The organism is Pontibacillus sp. HMF3514 (assembly GCF_009858175.1).
Lineage (GTDB): Bacteria > Bacillota > Bacilli > Bacillales > BH030062 > Pontibacillus.
In genome coordinates, this window is record NZ_CP047393.1 from 590,511 (window position 1) to 611,941 (window position 21,431).

A 21,431-nucleotide genomic window follows, 5' to 3' on the forward strand; every position below is an offset into this window, starting at 1 on the left:
TTTCACCATTTTAAGTTGACATTACAAGTGTAAGTGTAATACACTAACATACAAGTTTTAGCAAAGATTAGTAGCTTAGTTGAGTATAGATGAGATGAGAATGAGATAGTTGAGTTGAGGTTAGAGAAGAGATTAGATAAGTAATGAATAGGTAAGGTAACAACTCCATTTTTTGTGGGGTTTATTTCCGCAATGAAATTTCCTCAACCCTCTCATTCTCCATAATCATATGGAGAGGTGAGAACAATGAATAAAATTCTTCAATTAATAGAGGAGTCGTCTGTCTATCGAACGGTTCCTGTAACGTACTCTTTTTATACAGATACGTTAACCCCAATACAGATTTATGACCGCCTTAAAGACGAAGCGGTTTATCTCTTAGAAAGTGGTGACCATGCCTCCGAATGGTCCCGATATTCCTTTATAGGACTCCAGCCTTTTTTAACGTTTCAAGAATACCAAGAATCCGTTTTTGTGACGGATCATGATAAACAAACCCATACATCGTATCCAAGCCTGAAGTGTGCTTTTGAAGAAACATTTAACCGTTTAAAGGTTAAATTGCCTGAGGTGCCATTACCATTTCAAGGTGGAGGCGTAGGGTTTGTTTCTTATGATGCTGTTTCTTCTTTTGAAAACATGAATAGGCACCGAAATGACGATCTAGAGCTTCCTGATTATCATTTTCTATTTTGTCGTACGTTAATAGCTTTCGACCACAAGACAAATCAAGTTCATGTCATTCGCTATGTTCGTACAGAAGAAAAAGAAAGTGAACAAGTGAAAACAAATGCCTTCAAGGAAGCCCAGACACAGATTTATGAACTTGTTAAACGTTTATCCGCAAGGAAACAAATGGACCTGTTCTTTATTGATAATCAAGAAGAAGAGCAGGGAGCTCAAGGTGTTACTTCCAATTACGATAAGGATGCCTTCAAGCGCGATGTAGAAACGATTAAAGAATATGTTCTTTCTGGAGATGTCTTTCAAACCGTATTATCCCAAAGATTTGCAAAAGAAATGTCTTGTAATGGTTTTGAATTATATCGTGTGTTACGACACGTGAACCCTTCCCCTTATATGTTTTATCTAAATTTTAATGAATATGAAGTAGTCGGTAGTTCACCAGAGCGTCTTATCCAGGTAGCTGACAACAAACTTGAAATCCATCCTATTGCTGGAACTCGAAAACGTGGAAAGAATCAAGAAGAGGATGAAGCGCTAGCTGATGAACTGATGAACGATGAGAAAGAAAAAGCTGAACATTTTATGCTTGTGGATCTAGCTAGAAATGACATAGGGAAGGTTGCTACTTATGGAACTGTACAGGTACCTCTTTTAACAGAAGTAACGAGGTTTTCTCATGTCATGCACATGATCAGTAAGGTGACAGGTGAATTAAGAGAAGATGTTCATCCAATAGAAGCCTTCCAAGCTGCTTTTCCAGCTGGCACACTCTCGGGTGCACCGAAAAGAAGAGCGATGGAAATTATACAAGAACTAGAGCCGAATGCAAGAGGTATTTATGGTGGTGGCGTTGTGTATTATGGCTTTGATGGAAATATGGATTCATGTATTGCCATAAGGTCCGTACTCCTTAAAGATCAGTTTGCTTATGTTCAAGCTGGAGCAGGTGTTGTTGCAGATTCCGATCCAGAAATGGAGTGGCAAGAAACAGTGAATAAGGCGAATGCTTTATTCAAAACACTTCATATTGCCGACCGCATTTTTGGAAAAGAACAGAAGGAGGACAACTACAATGCTTAAACCATTCTTAAATCGTTTAATTGATGGCGACCATTTATCAGACCAAGAAGCATATAAGGTTATGGATCACATCATGAAAGGGCAAGTCAGTACGGAGCAATTGACAAGTCTTTTATCCATTATGAGATTCCGAGGTGAAACGGTCTCTGAATTGCTAGGTTTTACAAATGGAATGCGTGAACATATGAAAACTATTCAACATCAAGAGGAAGTAGTGGTTGATACTTGTGGGACAGGTGGTGATGGTCACTCTACCTTTAACATCTCTACGGCTGTTGCGATCGTGTTAGCTGCAATGGGAGTGAAAGTTGCGAAACATGGTAATCGTAAAGTTTCTTCTTCTAGCGGGAGTGCAGATGTTTTAGAGCTTTTAGGGATTCCGGTAGAATCAACTTCTGAGCAAGCTGAAGAGAGGTTGGCTCATCAAGGTATGACCTTTTTATATGCCCCTCAATATCATCAAGCTATGAAGCATGCAGTTCCAGCAAGAAAAGCATTAGGATTCCGAACATTCTTTAACCTTCTTGGACCATTATCAAATCCAGCTAATTCTAGACATCAGGTGATTGGCTTATATGATAACTCTTTAGGTGAGAAATTGGCTGAAACATTACGTTCTTTAGGATCACAACATGTTTTATTAGTTACCGGGAAAGAAGGACTTGATGAATTTTCAATTGCAGAACCAACAGACATTGTAGAACTGAATAAAGGAGAGATTTCCCGTATAGAACTCAAACCAGAAGAGGTTGGGTTGAAGAGAGGGAACTTGAAAGATATACAAGTGCAGAATGCCATGGATAGTGCTCGGCTGATCCAGGAAATTTTTGAAGGGCGTTCTAATGAGAGTGCTAGGGACATTGTCGTGTTAAATGCAGCAGCGGGCCTTTATGTCTCAGGGAAAACAGACTCTATTAAAGATGGTGTTTCCATTGTGAAGCAGGCTATTGATAACGGAATTGTATTGAATTATTACCAATCCATTTGTTCAGGTAAGGAAGGGGTTTCGAATGCTTGAAAAAATATTAGATCAAAAACAAAAAGAAATAGAAGTTTTAACGTTGCCAGCTAAACAAACTGTAGAAAAACATTCCTTTTATGAGGCTCTTTCTAATCATAATACACTACTTGGACTCATTGCTGAGGTGAAGAAAGCATCTCCATCGAAAGGGATTATTCGTGAAGATTTTCATCCGGTTGATATTGCGAAGATGTATGAGCAAGCAGGTGCAGCTGCAATCTCGGTTTTAACTGATGAACAGTTCTTTCAAGGGAAACGTGATTTTATAACTAGCATCAAAAAAGAAGTTCAACTTCCTGTTCTACGTAAAGATTTTATTATTGAGCGTGTACAGGTGGAAGAGAGTGCGCGAATTGGGGCAGATGCCATTCTATTGATAGGAGAGGCACTAGAGCCTAATAAGCTATTTGACTTGTACCAATATGCAGAGTCATTTGGATTGGATGTCTTAGTAGAGGTTCATTCTGAAGACACGTTACGTAAGGTTCTGAAAGTATTTACGCCTAAAATCCTAGGTGTAAATAATCGAGATTTAACTACTTTTGATACTACGATCGATACAACAGCTAAGCTTGCTTCAATCGTACCAGAAGAATGCCTACTCGTTAGTGAAAGTGGATTGTTCACTCGAGAGGACTTGAAGCAGGTGAAAGAAAGTGGAGCAGAAGCGGTCCTTATTGGAGAAGCACTTATGAGAAAAGAAGAACCTGTTTCTTATATCCGTGAATTAATAGGGTGTGATCCAACACATGTCGATTAATATGAAACTTTGTGGCAACCGATCCCTTATTGATTTGAAAACATCAATTGAATCTGGAGCGGAATATATTGGTGTTGTTTTTGCTGATAGTAAAAGGCAGGTAGATCCAGAAGAACTTGCAGAATGGCTTAAACAAATACAATTTAAAAAAAATCAGAAACTTGTGGGCGTGTTCGTGAATCCAACGATAGGTGAATTAGATGGGGTTATGAAGAATATCGATTTGGACGTTATTCAACTACATGGTAATGAGGATATCGCGCATGTATTAAATATCAAAGAAAGATTCCCATGCACCATTTGGAAAGCAATCCACCATACAGACGCATCAGTTGAACTGATGAATTTATATAAAGGTGTCATTGATGGCTATGTTGTTGATGCAAAATCCAAAGAAGCCTGGGGAGGAACGGGAAAACAATTTGATTGGAAAGCTGTCCCTCAATATATTGAGGAAGCTGAAATGCAAAGTGTTCCATGCTTTATCGCAGGTGGAGTTAATCCGGAAAATGTTTTTGAATTAGCATCTTTAAAACCGCATGGAATCGACGTTTCTAGTGGAATTGAATCGGAAGGAAAGAAAGATGCGAACAAAATAGAGAAGATTATGAGGAGGTCCAAGCATGTCAGTCACATATCCTGATTCTAGAGGAAGGTTTGGTGAATACGGAGGACAATTTGTTCCTGAAACCTTAATGGCACCCTTAAAGGAAATCGATGAGGCTTTAAAAGCTGCTATGGAAGACCCATCTTTTATTGAGGATTATCATCAGGCACTAAAAGATTACAGTGGGAGGCCAACTTCTTTCACATACGCAGACCAACTTACAGAGTATTTAGGTGGCGCAAAAGTATATTTGAAACGTGAAGACCTGAATCATACAGGTGCCCACAAACTAAATAATGCTTTAGGTCAGGCACTCTTAGCGAAAAGAATGGGGAAAGAAAAAATCATTGCTGAAACAGGTGCGGGTCAACATGGTGTTGCCTCTGCTACAGTAGCAGCTAAGTTAGGGCTAGAATGTAAAGTATTTATGGGCGAAAAAGATATTGAACGACAGCAATTAAATGTCTTTCGCATGAAATTGCTTGGAGCTGAAGTGATTCCTGTCTCCTCAGGTAACAAAACCTTGAAAGACGCTACAAATGAAGCTATTCGATTTTGGGTTGCGAATTGTGAAGATCATTATTATTTGATTGGATCCGTTGTGGGTCCTCACCCTTATCCCAAAATGGTACGCGATTTTCAACGTGTAATCGGAGATGAAACAAAAGATCAAATTCTAGCTGAACAAGGATCGCTACCAGAACGTATCTACGCATGTGTGGGTGGAGGCTCAAACGCAATCGGAATGTTTTATCCATTTCTAGAAGATGATGTAGAACTTGTTGGAGTGGAAGCGGCCGGTAAGGGTGTCGACACACCGGAACATGCTGCCACAATAACGAAGGGGTCGGATGGCATTATACATGGTTCAAAAACCTATCTTATGCAAGATGAACATGGTCAAATAACAGAACCATATTCTATATCAGCTGGTTTAGACTACCCTGGCATCGGACCGGAACACGCTTATTTACACGCTTCAAAACGTGTTCGCTATGAATCTGTTACGGATGAAGAAGCGCTAGATGCATTGCAATTACTCTCTAGAAAAGAGGGCATTATCCCAGCTATTGAGAGCGCTCATGCTTTAGCGCAAGCTTTTAAAGAAGTAAAGGATATGGGCTCAAACCAAAGTATTGTCATCAATGTATCTGGACGCGGAGACAAAGATATGAGTACGATTATGAATGTACTGCAGGAGGGAGAATAATGAGCAAGAGCGCTGTGCAAACAACTTTTCAAAAACGATTACAAAAAGAAAAGGATCTTTTCATTCCATTTATCATGGGTGGAGATCCAAGTCCTGAGGCCACTGTGGAGCTTGCTCTAACCCTTCAAGGAAGTGGAGCAGACATTCTTGAACTTGGTGTCCCTTACTCAGACCCTCTCGCGGATGGACCTACGATTCAAGAGGCAGCAGGGAGAGCACTTAAACACGGTATGAATTTAAAAAAATCGATAGAGCTTGTACCAGAAATGCGCTCAAAAGGTCTTGAGATCCCTGTTGTATTATTTACGTACTATAATCCAGTTCTCCAATATGGGTTGAAGAAACTGTTTCAAGACCTAGGAGAGCATGATATTGATGCATTACTTGTGCCAGATATCCCGTTAGAAGAGAGTGTGGAATTAAAAGAATATGCTCATGAATTTGGTATTGAGCTCATTTCTCTAGTAGCTCCAAATTCTGAAGAGCGCATTCGAAAAATTGCTGAACAAGCTACCGGTTTTTTATATTGCGTCTCTTCTCTAGGTGTGACAGGAGAAAGAAAAGAGCTGAGTCCAGATATATCCTCATTCCTTGAAAAAGTTCAATCATATAGTTCAGTCCCGGTAGCTGTGGGTTTTGGGATTTCAACGAATGAACAAGTTAATCTAATGAAGCAATATAGTGATGGTGTCATCATTGGTAGTAAAATCATTAAAGTGATTAATGGGTATCATCATGAACTAGTAAGCGAGAATACTCGTCCAGGTGCATTAGAGAAAGTTAAACAAGAAATCGTAGAATTAGTTCAATAGTTTAGTGGAGACAGAAGAGTTGAGCAGAGGAGAGATAACTATGATTATCATGATCGATAACTATGATTCGTTTACGTATAATCTCGTACAATATATAGGAGAACTTGGTTTAGAAGTAGTCGTGAGAAAAAACGACCAAATATCAATCAAGGAAATGGAGAGTCTTCAGCCAGAAGCAATTGTAATCTCTCCAGGTCCATGTACGCCAAATGAAGCCGGGGTTAGCTTAGAGGTTGTGAAACATTTTGCTGGAAAGATTCCAATCTTAGGCGTTTGCCTAGGACACCAAGTAATCGTGCAAGCTTTGGGTGGCTCTATTGGACGAGTGGAACAGCTCTATCATGGAAAGGCGTCACGAATGATTCATGATGGAAAGAGTATCTATCATCAATTGCCAAATCCACTTCAGGCCGGGCGATATCACTCCTTAATTGCAAAAGGAGAAGAGGTACCAAAAAGTCTAGAAGTTACAGCTAGGGATAGTGCAGGTGAGGTGATGGGAGTACGTCATAGAGACTTCGCTATCGAGGGGATTCAGTTCCACCCAGAATCGATTTTAACTGAGCACGGAAAACAAATGCTAATCAACTTTATGGATTTCTACCGTATTGGACCAGAAACTAGAGTTGGATAAATCCTCACTTAGTTAGTAGAGAAGCACTCTCTCTGATTATGGAGTGCTTCTTTTTTGCTGTTATTCAACAAACTGGCAGTTATCTTGAATAAGGTGTGGAGTGGTTCCGTTGCCAAATAGAGAGCGGGTGGGCTGGGAAATGGGTTGCTTTCCTGCGTACGAACTATCGAGCCTCCTCATCCGCTAAACGCTCCTTGCGGGGTCTCGCTAGTCCGTTTGACCGCTGGAGTCAACCCATTTCCCAGCCCACCTTGGCGTTATTGAGATTAACGGAACCGCAGCCGAATGAGCTTGCCTAATTCAGTATCTGAAGTTGAATTTTACTGAGTAAATGAATAAATAGAGCCCTTATAGAATGCTATTTAGAGGCTTTGGATCACCTAACCTTTAATATATGAGGTCCACTTTTACAGCTATGGGTCCGTTATCCTCCATAATTGCAAGGGGTGAAGGAAACGGCGAACTCCAGTGGTAGAAAGGGCGGCCGAGACCCCGCAGGAACGTAGTGACGAGGAGGCTCGGACGGTCTTCCACAGGAGTATCGCCGTTTCAATGAACCCCTTACTCTCGCGATAGCAACGGACTCCTCTCAATTTATCTCGATTCCAAGTCTTCCATATAAGGGGGCGATTGTAGAATAAACTCCATTAAGAAAGCCTAGGGTAACCCCCTAGGCTTTTAGTGTTATGGATTCATAGAAATGTTGCTTAACGTCCATTCCCCTTGTTGATTCTTACTGTAAGTTAGGTACAGGTAATAATCTCCTTCTGGGTTTTCCTTCGTACTACGTACAGCGTATGTCATATTAAAGTGATCGTAGTTCTCTGAATGAGAGAATTGCTTTAGAACGATCACACTATCTTTCGTAAATGATCCGTTTTGGAAAGTATTTAAAGAGAAATCGAGTTTTTCACCCTCAGGGTTTGTAATGGTTAGTTTATTAGATGCAACTTCAATATTATCGCCTGTGTTTGCCTTTAAAGCTGCTGCATCACCTTGGATCATGGCTTGAAAAATCACCTGGCTAGTTGTATTGAATTGATATAGCTCATTATTATAAGCTGCATTTCGTTGCTTTTCATATTCTTTCGTAAATGAATTGAACTTTTCATTCAATTCCTCATTCTTGACTTTCAATTCATCTAATTGATTTTGCAGGTCTTCTTTTTCTTGCTCCAATTGCTTAACTTCTTTCTCTTTTGTATTCGCTCCTGCTGTATTACTACACCCTGCAAAAACCAATATGGAAAGAGAAAGCAAAAGAAGTTTCGTGATCCTCATCTCATCCACCCTTTGTGTTTATTTTTGCTCTCATAGAAATCGTATTCGACAGAAAAAAGAAGTCTTTTTTCCTAAAGTCTATCTATTACTAGAGTACCAAATTTCATAGATAATTTGAAGGAATATTCAGAATTTAATAGAGAAACTTATTGATAAAATTCGACGATATTTCCTAGGGAATATGCTGAAGATGTTAGAAAAACTCTAAATTTGGGTATTGTGATAATAGATCTAGGAGGTAATGGAAAAATGATTAATGCAACAAACTTACAATCAGATGTAGCTATATTAAAACTGATATCGAAAGCAAAAGTAGAAAATGACTATCAAACAGAAAGTGTTTTACGAGAATTTAGAAATAAAGAAAAGATTGTGTGTCCGGATTGTCTTTTTGAGTTACGAAATGGATTTTTTGTAGGCTCAGGAGATCATATTATTAATCAAAATGGAGCATTTTTCTTTTGTTCAGCAAATGGAAGTCGCAAAGAAGTAGATACAGAATTTATTTACGAATTTTGTAGAGGATGTGCAAAGTTGAATCCTTAAAATAAATACATGAGACATGGGTTACATAAAGCTAAGTAACACCAATAATTTGTTGAGGGTGATGGAGTTCTTCTAAATAACTAAACTTAGTTGGTAAAGGAGCTATGAATATAGGAGGATAAATTAAGTGAAGTATAAAGCTCGGCATTTGATCGTGTATGGTCTAATGATTTTACCTGTACTGACATTTGTGTTTACTGAAATCCAAGAATGGGTCCTTGAAAATCGTGTTAAGAGTTATTTAATTGAAGAACGAGGATACAATAATGAAGAGATTCAACAAATCACCACTAAAACAAGAAAGAATGTAACCGAAGCCATCGTTGTTTTTGTGAGCGAGCCCGAAGTTCAATACCGCTATCATTTCTTAAGTGGAGACATAAGACAAATGGGATATGGACTAGTTCAAGGGTTTTCGAAAAAACTTGACCACCAAAATCTTGAACACTTAGAATGACGTATGGCTAAGATCTCATTTGTAGTTATTTATGAATTAAAAGAGCACTGTTTCTAGTTGTGGTGGGCTAGCAACAGTGCTCTTTATTATTGGTCCGGGCGTCCCCCGATATATTGAACGGTTTTTGCAGCTTGCTCATTTGCATATTGAGCGGCTTCTTTTAGGTTAGATGACTTGGAGTATTGTGAAAGAAACGAGCCTATAAATGAATCGCCAGCGCCTGTTGTATCCACCACTTTAACGTCATGTCCTCTTATATGAAGAAGACGATCTTCATGAAACACCATACAGCCATCTTGACCTAATGTAAGAACAGGATTTTTAACAATGATCTTAAGCTTTCTCATAATATCTTCGGGCCTTTGTTTTCCAGTAAGTATAATTCCTTCTTCATAATTGGGGAATAAAAAGTCTGTTCCACGAATGAACTCATTTACATAATCATGATGTTGGTCTAGGAAATAGGTCGAGCTTGGATCTATTGCGATAGGCGTGTGATGTTTTTCTGCTAATTCTTTTGCTTTCTCCACAGCTTTTCTTGTTAGAGGATCAAATAAGCTGTAACCGGAAATATATATAAGTGTGCTTTTCTGTATTATGGAGTCGACTTGCTCAATTTGTTCTACAGTCAGATATTTGTTGGCCCCACGGTCATTAAACATTGAACGCTCACCATTATTCTCATCAACCAATATGACAATCTTTCCTGTTTCTACACTTTGATCAACTTCTAATGCTAATCTAATTCCTAATTGTTTGGCTTCTCTTATAAGAAATTCTCCATGTACATCATTTCCTATACGACCAATCAGAGTGCTTTGTTCTCCAGTTGAGGAAATCCATGCAGCTACATGATTCCCCTGACCGCCAGCTTTTGTAGTAATAGTAGATTCTGTGTCAGTAGCATAATGATTACCAGATTTCTGAACAAATAAATCGACGACTACATCTCCAATAACCGTAATCATTTAGAGTGGTACTTCACAGCTGTTTGTGCTGCGATCCTAGCATTATTTTTAACAAGTTCAATGTTTGCTTTTAAACTGTCTCCGCTTGTCTTTTCCTTTATAGATGATAATAAAAATGGAGTGATTTGTTTCCCTGTAATCCCTTGTTCATCAGCTTCGGTAATTGATTCATTGATTATTTTTTGAATATGAGATTGAGATAAAGCGTACTGCTCTGGAGCTGGAACGGCAATATGAACAGACTGATTGAGAACTAAATGATCTTTTGTTTTCATTAATTCGGCAATTTCATCTTGCGTGATTGACTCAACACCAATGCCGCTTTCCCTTGTATAGAATCCTGGGTATTCTGTTGTTTCATAACCATAAACGGGTACACCTAACGTTTCAAGCATTTCTAATGTTTTCGGAACATCGAGAATGGATTTCACACCTGCTGAGAAAACGCACATATTGCTCTGAGCTAAGGTGACTAAGTCATTCGAGATGTCGAGATGTTCAGCCACTCCACGGTGTACACCTCCAAGCCCTCCTGTAGCAAAAAAACGGATACCAGCTTGTTTCGCGGCATATGAGGTTGTAGCGACAGTGGTAGCACCTGTCTGATGTTTAGCTAACACGCCTGGTAGGTCTCTTATGCTTGTTTTCACTACATGGTCTTCTTTAGAGATTCTTTCAATTTCCTCTTGTGATAAACCTACTTTTATATAACCATCCAGAACAGCTATTGTAGCTGGTACCGCTCCTTCTTTTCGAATGATCTCTTCGACAGATAGAGCCATTTCAACGTTTTCTGGATAAGGCATGCCATGTGAAATAATGGTTGACTCGAGTGCTACAATCGGCTTTTTTTCTATGATGGCCTCTTGAATCTCATCACTTAGCCGTAATAATTTCATTGTCACTCAACCTCCTTTTTATTTATTGTAAGCGATTTTATGAGTGGTGTCAGTTTATATCATCTTCAATTAAATTATCCCACTTTCTAAGTTATGAAACACCACCACCATTATTGCTTGCGATTATGTTGGTGAGGTCAACCTTTTTGGTGAAATTATACAGTCAAAAGAGGGTCCAGAATCATATTCTATACCAATAGGAGTACTGATTTCCTATGAATAAGTCTTGGAGGAGGTTAATCATGAGCCGTTGGAGGAGCTACCGCTTATGGATAGCTATCGCAGCTCTAATCGGAATGGTGTTACAGGACTTAGGCATCATTACGATGTTGGATCGTTTTGAAGGGTATGTGAATGTGATCCTAATGATTCTTATTCTATTAGGAATTATTCGTGCCCCTGCTGGAGTGCCACCTGTTGATCTTTCAAATCAGGAAAAGAAGGAGAATCAGGATAATGAAAATCAAGGAGATACCGAACGTAACGGATCTGAGAGGGAAGACGGAGAGTGACGGAAAATATAAAGTCTATGATGTGACATGTAAAACGGATATTGCAATCCATCACTCGTTAACGGATGAAGGAGATTCAGCATCATTTGCCCGTTATCATGTAAGACACCAACATTGGCCAGGCATTGCGTATCATTTTGTTATTTTAAAAGATGGAACGATTGAATGGAATCATGACTTGGGTGTGATGAGCTTTCATGTGGGTAAGGCTAACAAACAAGCTATTGGAATCTGCTTAGTAGGGGATTTCCGTTATTATGAACCAACAAGAGCTCAAAAAAGATCATTACGACGTCTTCACACAGTGTTGAAAATGGAGATGGTGAATTACGAACGTACAAGAGGGCATAATGAATTTCTCGGATATGAATGGAAGTCCTGCCCTTGTTTTGATTATCGTGCCGTTCTTGAAGAAAAACGACAGGAAGCTGATGTGAAGCGATTTCGATTAATGACGGGTATCTTTCAATCTGCTGAAGAGCTTGTTAACGGTAAAAAAGCTCTCATGGAACGATACAGTTGGACGCTTTATGAACGTGCTGATCATACCCATTTTAATCCCCCTTTTCGAATTGTGACGGGAACTTTTATTACACAGGAGGAAGCAGAGAAACATGCCAAAGACATCGAAGAAAGCCTTGGTTGGAAAGTATATGTTATTGATGCCTGAATTCTGTATAGGCACAAATGAAAAAATGGTGCCAATCTTTATGATTGAGCACCATTAAATCTTTTCGCTAAATTGGAAGCTAGAGAGCGAGGTAAGAACTTGGCAGCGACAGCACCTACTGCATTCATACGACCTGGAATCACTACTCGTTGTCGTTTTATGAAGCCTTCAAAACCTTCTTTGGCTACAGTCCCAGCACTCATCGTACTTTCTGCTAGTTTTGCATTCTCAGCTTTTGCTGCTTTGAAGAAATTTGTTTCTGTAGCTCCTGGACATAGTGTTGTAATTTGAACATTTGTCCCTTTTAACTCACCGGCAATCCCTTCTGAGAAGGATAATACATACGCCTTTGAAGCATAGTACACAGACATATATGGACCTGGTTGAAAAGCAGCGGTACTTGCAACATTTAAGATACCTGAGAAATGACCTGCATTTGCTTGCTTCTTAATTTCAGGTAGGAAACAATACGTTAAGTCCGTAAGAGATGTCATGTTTACTTGAATCATTTCTTGTTGTTGTTTTAAGGATAGCTTTTCGAACTCACCATTTAACCCAAAGCCAGCATTGTTAACGAGTACATTAATGGAAACGTCCTGATCAAGCAGCTGCTGATAGAGCTCCTCACCAGAATGGGGTTGTGATAAATCTTTAGGTGCTACCATGACATCCACATGTGAGAGTTCCTCTTTGATTTGTTGGAGCTTCTCTTCATTTCGTGCAGTTAGGACTAAGTTATAGCCATTTGCCGCAAAAAGTTTAGCAAATTCGTAGCCTAATCCACTGGAAGCACCCGTAATTAGAGCAGTTGGTTTCATTTACATCACCTCATCCAAAAAAGTTTCCTTTTTATATGTTTAATTATTTAAACCATACAATAGGGATGTTAGAAAATCAAAAAATTATGGTTTACCTACGGAATCGACCAAAAATCATAAATAGTATGACAGCTATCACAATAACTATTGAAGTAATCAATAGGTACATGTCTCACAAGCTCCTTTTCACTACACCTCCCACACTTCATTAAGGTGGTCAGCATAAAATTCTAAAGCCTTTTGGTATGATAATATACCCTCATCTGCTCTAGTTTGAACGACTTTTTTTAGGAGTAGTTGTATAGCTTCCTCATGTTAATTTAGATTGTGTAAGACCATCAGATTAAATACATCAAAAACAAGTTCCTCTTTTTGATGGTTTCTTCCTATAAAAAAAGTGCCTCTGAGAAGAGACACTGATTTCTTTCATTTATTCTAGATTTAGGCTGCGAGTTCCTTTTTTCGTAAAATGAATACACTAATTATAAGAAGAATAGCCGTCAGGCCAATCGTTACAATGGCTGTTATCCATAAATCATTTGTGACCGACCCAGTTGAAAGGTAGCCTTTAATGTACGCATTGATTTGTGGAGGTAGCCATTCGATTCGAGTTTTGAATACCGAGTTAATAGCACTTGCTAGAAGTAAAGCGGCAACAGATAAGAAGCCGACTAAACCTGGAGTGCGAAATGCTGTGTTAAGGATGATCGAAATGGATACAATAAACATCAGCCATATACTATAAAAAGATACCGATCCGATGTAAAGAGAAAAAGGGATCTCTCCAAATAATAGATTTACATAATACCAGCTTGCCAATAATCCAATAAAAGCACTAATAAGTGTCAGTAATAATGTGCTAGCAAATTTAGCTGTTACATAAGAAGTGTAAGAAACAGGTTTCACTAGTACCATTTCTGATACACCACTTTTACGTTCAGCAGAAATTAACCCCATCGACATAAGTAAAACAACTAAGATACCTAATACATTCAACTGGCTAAAACTCATCCAAAATACTTCAGGTGGTGGAGGAGTAGGGAGGTTTATTTGAGCCCCTTCTGGTAGGTCTCCAAAGTTTTCAAGTAGAACTGGCATGTAGTAAGTGGTTAGTGGATCCATAATAGCAAGTAAAATAAAGACAAGTGGCACCCATATCCATTTAAAGTTACGAGCATTTTCTAATATTTCTTTTTGAAAAATTGTTATCCACTGCATTACTGATTCACCACCTTCATGAATAAATCCTCGAGCGATGATCGACTGACTTCAAATTTTGTAATCGGCCAGTTTTGTTCTGAAGCTAGTTTTAGGAGTTCGGTGCGAGCTTTTTCGGTATTTTTAGCGTAAATATGTAGCTGGTTGCCTTCACGTTGAACGTTCTCAATCGACTCTATTTGGATGATTGGGACTTCAAAAGATTCTGCTTCTTCACTGAAAGAAAGGTCAATGCGAGTTGATTCATGTTGGCTTTGAAGATCGTTCATAGTTCCAGATTCCACTATATGACCATCATGTAAAAGGAGTAGCTCATCACTTACTTCTTCAGCATCACTTAAGATATGAGTAGAAAATAAAACAGTGGTTTCTTGTTTTAACTCTTCTAGTAATGTAAGAACTTCACGTCTCCCAACAGGATCTAGAGAAGAAACTGGTTCGTCGAGCATAATTAGTTTGGGTTCGTGAATCATGGCTTGAGCAATGCCAAGTCGTTGCTTCATTCCCCCAGAGTATTTTCCGATGCGACGATTTTTGGCGTCCTCAATTCCTACTTGTTTTAATAGAGTTTCAGCTCGAGTAGTAGCTTCTGTTTTCGATAGATGAGCAAGCCGTCCAACATAGACTAAAAATTCTTTCCCCGTCATCCAGTTGTGAAAAACTGGGTGTTGAGGGAGATAGCCAATGAATGAACGAATATCTGAAGACGGAGAAGCACCATCTATTGATATTGTTCCTTTTGTTGGTTTCATTAATCCTGACAACATACGTAATGTTGTGGTTTTACCAGCACCATTTTGCCCAAGCAAGGATACGCATTTTCCCTTTTCTAACTGAAAAGATAAATCTTTAATGACAGCTGTTTTATCAAATGTTTTGGATAATTGATCAACTGAAACGAATGCCATTTAATTTTGTCTCCTTCCTATAATGAAGTAAAGAATAGGACCAATGATGTTCATGAGTAGTATGATGAGTACCCATAGCCACTTCGGACCATTTGGAGAATCATTACGTGCAAGATCGACGAGTGCCACAATAAGTAGGATGGATTCAATTAGTAAGATAGGCGCTATGATAACCCAAGGGACCGCTTGAAAAATTTCTTGTACGTTCATAAAAAGACCTCCTTTTTTGTCTTTACTATGTGATACGAATGAACGGGGTGAAAAGTTCAATAAATTTCATAAGTTTTTGGAACAATTAAGATTATGCTTTGTGGTAAGGATTTATCCATATTGAAGATGGGGCTTTATACAATAGAGAAGATATTGTATAATAACTAACGAAAAATAAATACGGGGCATTAGCTCAGTTGGGAGAGCGCCTGGCTGGCAGCCATGAGGTCGCCGGTTCGAGCCCGGCATGCTCCATCTTACGAAAAGGCATCAGATATGATCTGGTGTCTTTTTTTGATTGAGTGGGAGTAGGTGGGGAGGGCTTGCGGACATTAGTTCCTTTATTTGTGACAAATAAGCGTTTTTGACAATGCTTACGGACATCTGTTCCGTTATTTAAGGGTTTTCAAGCTAGTTATGTCTTATTTTTAAGAAATAACGGAATGAATATCCGTAAGCTTCTTTAAATAAGTCATTTTTCTAAAAATAACGGATCATATGTCCGTAAAGATGATGATCATCTGAGCTTATATGTTCGGTCGCGTTTATTTCCGCTTGCTACTCTGAGCATTTGTTGCTCAACCAATTTATGCAAGACGCGTCTTGCATGACGATCGCTAATATTTAAATGATTGGCAAGTTCTAATGGAGTAAAGGGGCGGAGTAATCGACGAGAGAAACGGATTACTTCTGCTTCTGTAGAAGATAAGTGTGAGGGGGTACTCGTTGAGGTGAATTTACCGATAAAAGCAAGTATCAGTTGTTGGCATTGCTTAGGTTCTTCTTTAATAGATAAATAAGCCGTAGGAAGAATAGTCCAACCCTCCAATGAGAGTAAAGAATGGCGCCAACATAAATCTTTAAAACGTCTTACATTTAAGTCTCTTGCATGAGGTCCAAACCCTTGAATTTCAATACATCCTTTTGCACCTCCAGGGCGGTAGGCAAGATCTAAGTAACGAAAACCATTATTTAAATCACGTACCTCCCATTCAGGGTACAAGTAATCAAAGTTCCCCAATGTAGGAAACCAAATTGATCTTAAAAATTCTACGGTTCCATGTCCTAAGCCTTTTTCAAGAAGTTCATGTCTTCTGTAATTTTTCTCCTCAGCAATATTCTTCTGAATCCACTCTTCATATGCTTGATCAAAATTATGCAATAAGCATTTTCCTCTTCAATTTTGATGATTGCATCTAGTGCCATTTAACACTAGTAAAACTATTATAGAATTAATTGGTAATAACTTCAATTGATATAAAGGTCCGATTTAGAGTTGTCATGAATGACAAAGAATGTAAAGGAGAGTACAATGGTTTAAGTGTGCTAAAAAATGAACTTATATTGTTACTATAATTAATAGATTTTGAGAAAGAGTGAAAGCATCAAGGAGGATACAACATGCAACCTCAGAGTTATAACAGAGCATCGATCGTGGCGTTGCTTTTAGCTGGGACGTTTATTGCTATTCTCAATCAGACGCTAATGATTACAGCCATTCCTCCCATTATGGATGAGATGAATGTCAGTGAGAACTCAGCACAGTGGCTGACTACGGTATTTATGCTCGTTAACGGGATTATGATTCCGATTAGTGCGTTTTTGCTTGAGCGTTTTACAACCCGACAGTTATTTATGAGTGCGATGGGCATTTTCGTTGCAGGTACAGCTGTGGGGGCGGTGGCACCGAATTTTGAGTTTTTACTTGTAGCGCGTGTCATTCAATCAGCCGGAGCAGGGATAATGCTTCCGCTAATGCAAACCGTGTTCCTTTTAATTTTCCCTGTGAATAAACGAGGTTCAGCGATGGGATTAGTGGGTCTCGTGATTTCATTTGCTCCAGCAATTGGTCCAACGTTATCTGGCTGGGTACTAGAAAATTATTCTTGGCGTATGTTGTTTTATATCATTCTGCCAATTGCCATTATTGATATCATTGTTGCTTATTTTGCTATGAAAAACGTAACAGAGTTAAAGAATCCGAAAATCGATATTCTATCCATTGCGTTGTCTACACTAGGTTTCGGTGGATTGCTATATGGGTTCACTTCTGCAGGAAACAACGGCTGGGATAGTTCCATTACGATCGGTTCCATAACTGTAGGTGTTATTGCTTTATGTTGGTTTATCATGAGGCAGTTACGCTTAAAATATCCTATGCTTGAATTCAGAGTGTTCAAGTTCAATATATTTACGATTACGGTTATTATCGGCATGATTGGATTTATGGGATTAATTGGGACGGAGACATTAATTCCGCTTTATATGCAAAACATGCGTAGCTTCACTCCAATGGAAACAGGGCTTGTTATTTTACCAGGAGCTTTAATTGCTGGTTTCATGTCGCCAATTACGGGTCGAATTTTTGATCGTGTTGGAGGTCGGTGGTTGTCTGTTATAGGACTTACAATCATTACTATTACAACGTTCTTTTTCACCAACTTGGATACATCCACTTCATTCTTCTTTATTACGGTGGTTTATAGTATCAGAATGTTTGGTTTCTCTATGGTGATGATGCCCGTTACAACAGCTGGATTAAATCAGTTGCCGAACCGCTTAATACCACACGGAGCAGCAGTAAGTAATACCATGCGCCAGGTTGCTGCATCTGTAGGTACGGCGATTATCGTTACGGTTATGACGAGCACAGAAAGTTTCGCTTCACAAAACCTAACCGTTGAACGACCAGATATATATGGTGTAAATATCGCCTTTATCGTCGTAACGGCTCTCTCGTTTATTGGATTAGTTCTTTCATTCTTTATTCGAAAGACTTCCCCTGAGGAAGAAGAAAGTGAAGAGCTACAGCAAGATACTGAATCGTAAGTATTGAAAAGCAGGTTGGATATCCAATCTGCTTTTTTACATGGAAGAAAATAACTAAAAAAAGCAGGTTGATTACTCAACCTGCTTGTCTGTTTGAAAAGGTGTTGTACCTAAATATAAATTTGGATTAACAGGAACGTTGTGAACCCAGAAGGTGAAGTGCATATGAGGTCCGGTAGAGAAACCGGTACTTCCGACTTTTCCGATGATGTCACCTTTTTCGACTTTATCTCCTGCTTCTACATTGAGCTCTGACATGTGAATATACTGAGAGAACATATCCATACCGTGATCAATATAGACAGAGTTACCTGTTAGATGAAGGTTGTCGGCAAGTGCCACTACGCCATCATTTGTTGCTTTTACTGGCGTTCCTGTTGGTGCGGCCCAGTCAATAGCTGTATGACTGCCAGAGTATTCGCCATTTATATAGCGTGTGTAACCAAATGGTGTTGTTACAGGACCCTCAATAGGTTTAATGAATGCCGAATCTGCAGGAAAGAGAAATTCATCAGCTGATTGACTTCGAGCTTTATCAATTTTAGCTTGGTCTTTCATGATTTGTTCCGTGTCCCGTGCAATGTTTTGGTTTTCTTCAGATACTTGAATGTATTGCGTTTCGAATGTTTTATCTTGAATCGTTAAGGTTTTATTGCCAATTGAATAACTCCCAGAGTCTAAATTGATTGGGATAGGTAGGTACGTGTAATACCCGGTTCCAAAAGAGGTTAAGGTGTATTCTTTCCCTTGCCAGCTTACTTTTCCAGGCTTATTGTGGCGTACTAAAACGACATCGCCTCTTGATGCAACCTCAGGCATAATCGCCCATTCAGAATTCATAATACTTTCTGCGGTTTGATCAGTAGAAAAGTAGGCTGCTTCCATATTCGCTTTTTTTCGTTCTTGTAAAAGTCTTATCTCTTCTTGTTTTTGTTCCAGGGTAATTTCACGAATAACACCTGGGGCAAATGTTCCAAGAGAGGTTTCTCCATACTTTCCTGGAATGGTCGTTTTCGCTCCAGTCTGTGAAATAAATACAAAACCGATTAGTCCCATGAACAATAGGGTGGTGAATACAGCAAAGGATTTCTTCCCCGTCTTATTTTTCTGCCTTCTCTTATGAGTGTTCAAAAGGGTTATGCCTCCTTAAAATATTCCCAAAAAGTACAAGTTCTTACATACTATTATCGCCAAAACATTTCCAGATGTAAACAAAACGGGCATGCTACTTAATAACTAAAATCAACAAAAATGATTTTCTCAGTCAATCTGATATAGTAGAGACAACGATGAATAAAAGGATGAACGATATGAACCATAAATCTATTCAGGATAAGCTAAAGTCAGCTACACCTAAGCTTATTGGTCAGGATCATATTAAAAGGTACTCTCTTTTACTGCCACTTATAGAAAAAGAGGATGGAATGCATCTATTGTTTGAAGTTCGTTCTTTAAATATGCGGCGTCAGCCAGGTGAGGTTTGTTTTCCTGGAGGAAAAGTGGATGAGGAAGATGAGGATACGCAGTATACAGCTGTTCGTGAAGCGGTGGAAGAGCTAGGTGTTAGGAGAGATAGAATAAAGGATATTTACTCTTTCGGTTATATGGTGTCACCATTTGGAATGAAAGTAGATGCGTATGTGGGGTTTTTAAAGTGTGATGAACAAGATTTAACCCCAAATCCAAAAGAGGTAGCAGAAGTTTTCACAGTTCCTTTGGATTTTCTTCTTAACACAGAGCCTGATATTCATTACATACAGATGGAGGTTCAGCCTGAAGGTGAATTTCCTTACCATCTAATTCCGAACGGAGAAAACTACAAGTGGTCCAAGAGACGTTATGCGGAGCATTTTTATTACTATGGTGACCAGGTGATTTGGGGATTGACGGCTCGTATTTTACATGACTTTATTCAAGAAATAAGGAAGCAATAAAATAAAGGTTGCCATTCATCTTAGAATGGCAACCTTTTGTGGTTTTGTTCATATTAAGAAGTAACTAATTCTTTTTCCTCTACAACTTCCTTAACAGCAGCTTCAATAATTTCAAAGCCTTTTTCTAGAGCTTTTTCATCAATGTTAATAGGTGGGAAAAGCTTAAATACTTCATCATTTGCTCCAGCTGTTTCCATAATAAGCCCTTTTTCAAATGCTAATGCAGCAACTTTTTCAGAAAAACCTTCTTTGCTTACTGATATCCCTTGCATGATACCTCGGCCTTTACGTAGCCCTTTCATATCAGGGTACTTAGAAATCAGTCTATCTAAGAAGTGTGTGATTTTTTTAGCATTTTCTTGAATGTTTTTTTCAAAGGAAGGGTCTTTCCAATAATTCAGTGCTTCTGTTGCTGTTACAAACGCCATATTGTTTCCACGGAATGTACCGTTATGTTCACCAGGTAGCCAATTGTCGTGCTCAGGCTTAATCAATGTGATGGCAAATGGTAGACCATAACCACTAAGGGATTTAGACATACATACAATATCAGGTTGAATATTAGCTGGCTCGAAGCTGAAGAATGTTCCGGTTCTTCCCACACCTGCCTGAACATCATCAATGATCAGTAAGATTCCCCAACGTTTACATAAAGTTTCAAGTTTTTTCAGCCATTCAAAGCGAGCAGTGTTGAGCCCACCTTCTCCTTGAACGGTTTCTAAAATAACAGCTGCAGGGATTTCTATACCACTACCACTATCGTTTAAATAGTGCTCAAGGTAATCAATGGTATCAAATTCATGATCCATATAGTTGTCAAAAGGCATGGTAACTGCGTTCTGAAGGGGAATACCTGCACCTTTTCGTTTCATTGCATTACCTGTTACAGATAGTGATCCGATCGTCATGCCATGGAAACCGTTCGTAAAGCTAACCACTTCAGTACGACCCGTTACTTTTCGAGCAAGCTTTAACGCACTTTCTACAGTGTTTGTGCCAGTTGGTCCGGGGAACATGACTTTATATTCCAAGTTGCGAGGTTTAAGGATGGTTTCGTTAAATGTAGTTAAGAATTTCTCTTTAGTAGTAGAAGCCATGTCTAAGCTATGTGTAATGCCATCATTCGTAATGTATTCGACTAGTTTTTCCTTCATGTTTGGATCATTATGACCGTAGTTTAATGCTCCAGCACCACTAAAGAAGTCTAAGTATTCTTTATGATTAACATCCCACAACTTATGTCCTTTTGCTTTCGTGAACTTAGTTGGGAAGCTTCGGCAATAGGAACGTACATTGGATTCAAGTTCTTCAAATACGTTTAAACTATTATTCATTTAAGATCGTCCTCCTTGAATTTTTCGTCATTCTTG

23 protein-coding genes and 1 tRNA gene are annotated in these 21,431 nt (G+C 38.9%); 14 read left to right on the forward strand and 10 right to left on the reverse strand.

Annotation, left to right across the window (positions count from 1 at the left end; all coding sequences use genetic code 11):
- Positions 1–246 precede the first annotated feature (246 nt).
- From trpE to GS400_RS03125, 7 genes are read left to right on the forward strand one after another with little or no spacing between them, the layout of a single operon-like run.
- Complete coding sequence (trpE, locus tag GS400_RS03095) at positions 247–1,767, forward strand: anthranilate synthase component I (RefSeq protein WP_160098951.1); 1,521 nt, start codon at positions 247–249, stop codon at positions 1,765–1,767.
- The gene (trpD, locus tag GS400_RS03100; protein ID WP_160098953.1) at positions 1,760–2,785 is read left to right on the forward strand and encodes an anthranilate phosphoribosyltransferase; all 1,026 of its coding nucleotides are present in this window, start codon (positions 1,760–1,762) and stop codon (positions 2,783–2,785) included. Before trpE ends, trpD begins: the two co-directional genes overlap by 8 nt.
- Positions 2,778–3,548 carry an indole-3-glycerol phosphate synthase TrpC gene (gene trpC, locus GS400_RS03105; RefSeq protein ID WP_160098955.1) on the forward strand — a complete coding sequence of 257 codons (771 nt, stop codon included), beginning with the start codon at positions 2,778–2,780 and terminating at the stop codon, positions 3,546–3,548. Before trpD ends, trpC begins: the two co-directional genes overlap by 8 nt.
- The gene (locus tag GS400_RS03110) at positions 3,538–4,191 is read left to right on the forward strand and encodes a phosphoribosylanthranilate isomerase (RefSeq protein WP_160098957.1); all 654 of its coding nucleotides are present in this window, start codon (positions 3,538–3,540) and stop codon (positions 4,189–4,191) included. Before trpC ends, GS400_RS03110 begins: the two co-directional genes overlap by 11 nt.
- Entirely contained in the window at positions 4,172–5,365 is a 1,194-nt protein-coding gene (gene trpB / locus GS400_RS03115; protein WP_160098959.1) for a tryptophan synthase subunit beta, read from the forward strand. The genes GS400_RS03110 and trpB overlap by 20 nt, the downstream gene beginning before the upstream one ends.
- Positions 5,365–6,177, forward strand: coding sequence for a tryptophan synthase subunit alpha (trpA, locus tag GS400_RS03120; protein ID WP_160098961.1), 813 nt, complete (start codon positions 5,365–5,367; stop codon positions 6,175–6,177). Before trpB ends, trpA begins: the two co-directional genes overlap by 1 nt.
- A gap of 40 nt (positions 6,178–6,217) precedes the next feature.
- Complete coding sequence (locus tag GS400_RS03125) at positions 6,218–6,811, forward strand: anthranilate synthase component II (RefSeq protein WP_160098962.1); 594 nt, start codon at positions 6,218–6,220, stop codon at positions 6,809–6,811.
- A gap of 684 nt (positions 6,812–7,495) precedes the next feature.
- On the opposite strand, the gene GS400_RS03130 is transcribed toward GS400_RS03125, so the two are convergent.
- A complete protein-coding gene (locus GS400_RS03130; RefSeq protein ID WP_160098964.1) occupies positions 7,496–8,092 on the reverse strand; it encodes a hypothetical protein in 597 nt (198 codons plus the stop codon).
- A gap of 249 nt (positions 8,093–8,341) precedes the next feature.
- Between GS400_RS03130 and GS400_RS03135 the strand changes: the two genes are divergently transcribed.
- Together GS400_RS03135 and GS400_RS03140 are read left to right on the forward strand one after the other, a co-directional pair.
- Complete coding sequence (locus GS400_RS03135; RefSeq protein ID WP_160098966.1) at positions 8,342–8,638, forward strand: hypothetical protein; 297 nt, start codon at positions 8,342–8,344, stop codon at positions 8,636–8,638.
- Between the two features lie 127 nt (positions 8,639–8,765).
- On the forward strand, positions 8,766–9,095 hold the full coding sequence (locus GS400_RS03140; RefSeq protein WP_160098968.1) for a DUF3139 domain-containing protein: 330 nt from the start codon (positions 8,766–8,768) through the stop codon (positions 9,093–9,095).
- An 86-nt stretch (positions 9,096–9,181) separates the two neighbouring features.
- Here GS400_RS03140 and GS400_RS03145 read toward each other — a convergent pair whose 3' ends face one another.
- Both GS400_RS03145 and GS400_RS03150 read right to left on the reverse strand, forming a co-directional pair.
- A complete protein-coding gene (locus GS400_RS03145) occupies positions 9,182–10,063 on the reverse strand; it encodes a carbohydrate kinase family protein (protein WP_160098970.1) in 882 nt (293 codons plus the stop codon).
- Positions 10,060–10,962 carry a pseudouridine-5'-phosphate glycosidase gene (locus GS400_RS03150; RefSeq protein WP_160098972.1) on the reverse strand — a complete coding sequence of 301 codons (903 nt, stop codon included), beginning with the start codon at positions 10,960–10,962 and terminating at the stop codon, positions 10,060–10,062. The genes GS400_RS03145 and GS400_RS03150 overlap by 4 nt, the downstream gene beginning before the upstream one ends.
- Before the next feature lie 242 nt (positions 10,963–11,204).
- Between GS400_RS03150 and GS400_RS20010 the strand changes: the two genes are divergently transcribed.
- On the forward strand, positions 11,205–11,474 hold the full coding sequence (locus GS400_RS20010) for a hypothetical protein (protein WP_201450133.1): 270 nt from the start codon (positions 11,205–11,207) through the stop codon (positions 11,472–11,474).
- Positions 11,419–12,144 carry a peptidoglycan recognition protein family protein gene (locus tag GS400_RS03160; RefSeq protein ID WP_160098974.1) on the forward strand — a complete coding sequence of 242 codons (726 nt, stop codon included), beginning with the start codon at positions 11,419–11,421 and terminating at the stop codon, positions 12,142–12,144. Before GS400_RS20010 ends, GS400_RS03160 begins: the two co-directional genes overlap by 56 nt.
- A gap of 38 nt (positions 12,145–12,182) precedes the next feature.
- Here the strand turns inward: GS400_RS03160 and GS400_RS03165 are convergent, their stop codons facing one another.
- The 4 genes from GS400_RS03165 to GS400_RS03180 all read right to left on the reverse strand — a co-directional run bounded on the left by GS400_RS03165 (position 12,183) and on the right by GS400_RS03180 (position 15,298).
- The gene (locus tag GS400_RS03165; protein WP_160098976.1) at positions 12,183–12,962 is read right to left on the reverse strand and encodes an SDR family NAD(P)-dependent oxidoreductase; all 780 of its coding nucleotides are present in this window, start codon (positions 12,960–12,962) and stop codon (positions 12,183–12,185) included.
- A 441-nt stretch (positions 12,963–13,403) separates the two neighbouring features.
- Positions 13,404–14,180 (reverse strand): ABC transporter permease, encoded by a 777-nt coding sequence (locus tag GS400_RS03170; RefSeq protein WP_160098978.1) that lies wholly within the window; start codon positions 14,178–14,180, stop codon positions 13,404–13,406.
- Positions 14,180–15,088 carry an ABC transporter ATP-binding protein gene (locus tag GS400_RS03175; RefSeq protein WP_160098980.1) on the reverse strand — a complete coding sequence of 303 codons (909 nt, stop codon included), beginning with the start codon at positions 15,086–15,088 and terminating at the stop codon, positions 14,180–14,182. The genes GS400_RS03170 and GS400_RS03175 overlap by 1 nt, the downstream gene beginning before the upstream one ends.
- Positions 15,089–15,298 carry a PLD nuclease N-terminal domain-containing protein gene (locus GS400_RS03180; protein WP_160098982.1) on the reverse strand — a complete coding sequence of 70 codons (210 nt, stop codon included), beginning with the start codon at positions 15,296–15,298 and terminating at the stop codon, positions 15,089–15,091. It lies immediately after the preceding gene.
- A 182-nt stretch (positions 15,299–15,480) separates the two neighbouring features.
- Here GS400_RS03180 and GS400_RS03185 point away from each other — a divergent pair.
- Positions 15,481–15,553: transfer RNA gene (locus GS400_RS03185), tRNA-Ala, on the forward strand.
- Between the two features lie 262 nt (positions 15,554–15,815).
- On the opposite strand, the gene GS400_RS03190 is transcribed toward GS400_RS03185, so the two are convergent.
- Positions 15,816–16,460 carry a transcriptional regulator gene (locus tag GS400_RS03190; protein WP_160098984.1) on the reverse strand — a complete coding sequence of 215 codons (645 nt, stop codon included), beginning with the start codon at positions 16,458–16,460 and terminating at the stop codon, positions 15,816–15,818.
- Between the two features lie 239 nt (positions 16,461–16,699).
- On the opposite strand from GS400_RS03190, the gene GS400_RS03195 reads away from it, so the two are divergent.
- Positions 16,700–18,127, forward strand: coding sequence for an MDR family MFS transporter (locus tag GS400_RS03195; RefSeq protein ID WP_160098985.1), 1,428 nt, complete (start codon positions 16,700–16,702; stop codon positions 18,125–18,127).
- Between the two features lie 72 nt (positions 18,128–18,199).
- On the opposite strand, the gene GS400_RS20370 is transcribed toward GS400_RS03195, so the two are convergent.
- Complete coding sequence (locus GS400_RS20370) at positions 18,200–19,258, reverse strand: M23 family metallopeptidase (protein ID WP_304608241.1); 1,059 nt, start codon at positions 19,256–19,258, stop codon at positions 18,200–18,202.
- 179 nt (positions 19,259–19,437) lie between these two features.
- On the opposite strand from GS400_RS20370, the gene GS400_RS03205 reads away from it, so the two are divergent.
- A complete protein-coding gene (locus tag GS400_RS03205; protein ID WP_160098986.1) occupies positions 19,438–20,061 on the forward strand; it encodes an NUDIX hydrolase in 624 nt (207 codons plus the stop codon).
- Positions 20,062–20,114: 53 nt separating this feature from the next.
- Here GS400_RS03205 and ectB read toward each other — a convergent pair whose 3' ends face one another.
- Positions 20,115–21,395 (reverse strand): diaminobutyrate--2-oxoglutarate transaminase, encoded by a 1,281-nt coding sequence (gene ectB, locus GS400_RS03210; protein ID WP_160098987.1) that lies wholly within the window; start codon positions 21,393–21,395, stop codon positions 20,115–20,117.
- Positions 21,396–21,431: the final 36 nt, after the last annotated feature.

What these genes read in the sequence shown, in the direction of transcription:
- GS400_RS03110 (WP_160098957.1), top strand. Translation starts at nt 3,538, where the DNA reads ATGTCGATTAATATGAAACTTTGTGGCAACCGATCCCTTATTGATTTG.
- GS400_RS03205 (WP_160098986.1), top strand. Translation starts at nt 19,438, where the DNA reads ATGAACCATAAATCTATTCAGGATAAGCTAAAGTCAGCTACACCTAAG.
- trpA (WP_160098961.1), top strand. Translation starts at nt 5,365, where the DNA reads ATGAGCAAGAGCGCTGTGCAAACAACTTTTCAAAAACGATTACAAAAA.
- GS400_RS03165 (WP_160098976.1), bottom strand. Translation starts at nt 12,962, where the DNA reads ATGAAACCAACTGCTCTAATTACGGGTGCTTCCAGTGGATTAGGCTAC.
- GS400_RS03130 (WP_160098964.1), bottom strand. Translation starts at nt 8,092, where the DNA reads ATGAGGATCACGAAACTTCTTTTGCTTTCTCTTTCCATATTGGTTTTT.
- trpE (WP_160098951.1), top strand. Translation starts at nt 247, where the DNA reads ATGAATAAAATTCTTCAATTAATAGAGGAGTCGTCTGTCTATCGAACG.
- GS400_RS03195 (WP_160098985.1), top strand. Translation starts at nt 16,700, where the DNA reads ATGCAACCTCAGAGTTATAACAGAGCATCGATCGTGGCGTTGCTTTTA.
- trpD (WP_160098953.1), top strand. Translation starts at nt 1,760, where the DNA reads ATGCTTAAACCATTCTTAAATCGTTTAATTGATGGCGACCATTTATCA.
- GS400_RS03175 (WP_160098980.1), bottom strand. Translation starts at nt 15,088, where the DNA reads ATGGCATTCGTTTCAGTTGATCAATTATCCAAAACATTTGATAAAACA.
- trpB (WP_160098959.1), top strand. Translation starts at nt 4,172, where the DNA reads ATGTCAGTCACATATCCTGATTCTAGAGGAAGGTTTGGTGAATACGGA.
- GS400_RS03125 (WP_160098962.1), top strand. Translation starts at nt 6,218, where the DNA reads ATGATTATCATGATCGATAACTATGATTCGTTTACGTATAATCTCGTA.
- GS400_RS03160 (WP_160098974.1), top strand. Translation starts at nt 11,419, where the DNA reads ATGAAAATCAAGGAGATACCGAACGTAACGGATCTGAGAGGGAAGACG.
- ectB (WP_160098987.1), bottom strand. Translation starts at nt 21,395, where the DNA reads ATGAATAATAGTTTAAACGTATTTGAAGAACTTGAATCCAATGTACGT.
- GS400_RS03180 (WP_160098982.1), bottom strand. Translation starts at nt 15,298, where the DNA reads ATGAACGTACAAGAAATTTTTCAAGCGGTCCCTTGGGTTATCATAGCG.
- GS400_RS03135 (WP_160098966.1), top strand. Translation starts at nt 8,342, where the DNA reads ATGATTAATGCAACAAACTTACAATCAGATGTAGCTATATTAAAACTG.
- GS400_RS03170 (WP_160098978.1), bottom strand. Translation starts at nt 14,180, where the DNA reads ATGCAGTGGATAACAATTTTTCAAAAAGAAATATTAGAAAATGCTCGT.
- trpC (WP_160098955.1), top strand. Translation starts at nt 2,778, where the DNA reads ATGCTTGAAAAAATATTAGATCAAAAACAAAAAGAAATAGAAGTTTTA.
- GS400_RS20010 (WP_201450133.1), top strand. Translation starts at nt 11,205, where the DNA reads ATGAGCCGTTGGAGGAGCTACCGCTTATGGATAGCTATCGCAGCTCTA.
- GS400_RS03150 (WP_160098972.1), bottom strand. Translation starts at nt 10,962, where the DNA reads ATGAAATTATTACGGCTAAGTGATGAGATTCAAGAGGCCATCATAGAA.
- GS400_RS03145 (WP_160098970.1), bottom strand. Translation starts at nt 10,063, where the DNA reads ATGATTACGGTTATTGGAGATGTAGTCGTCGATTTATTTGTTCAGAAA.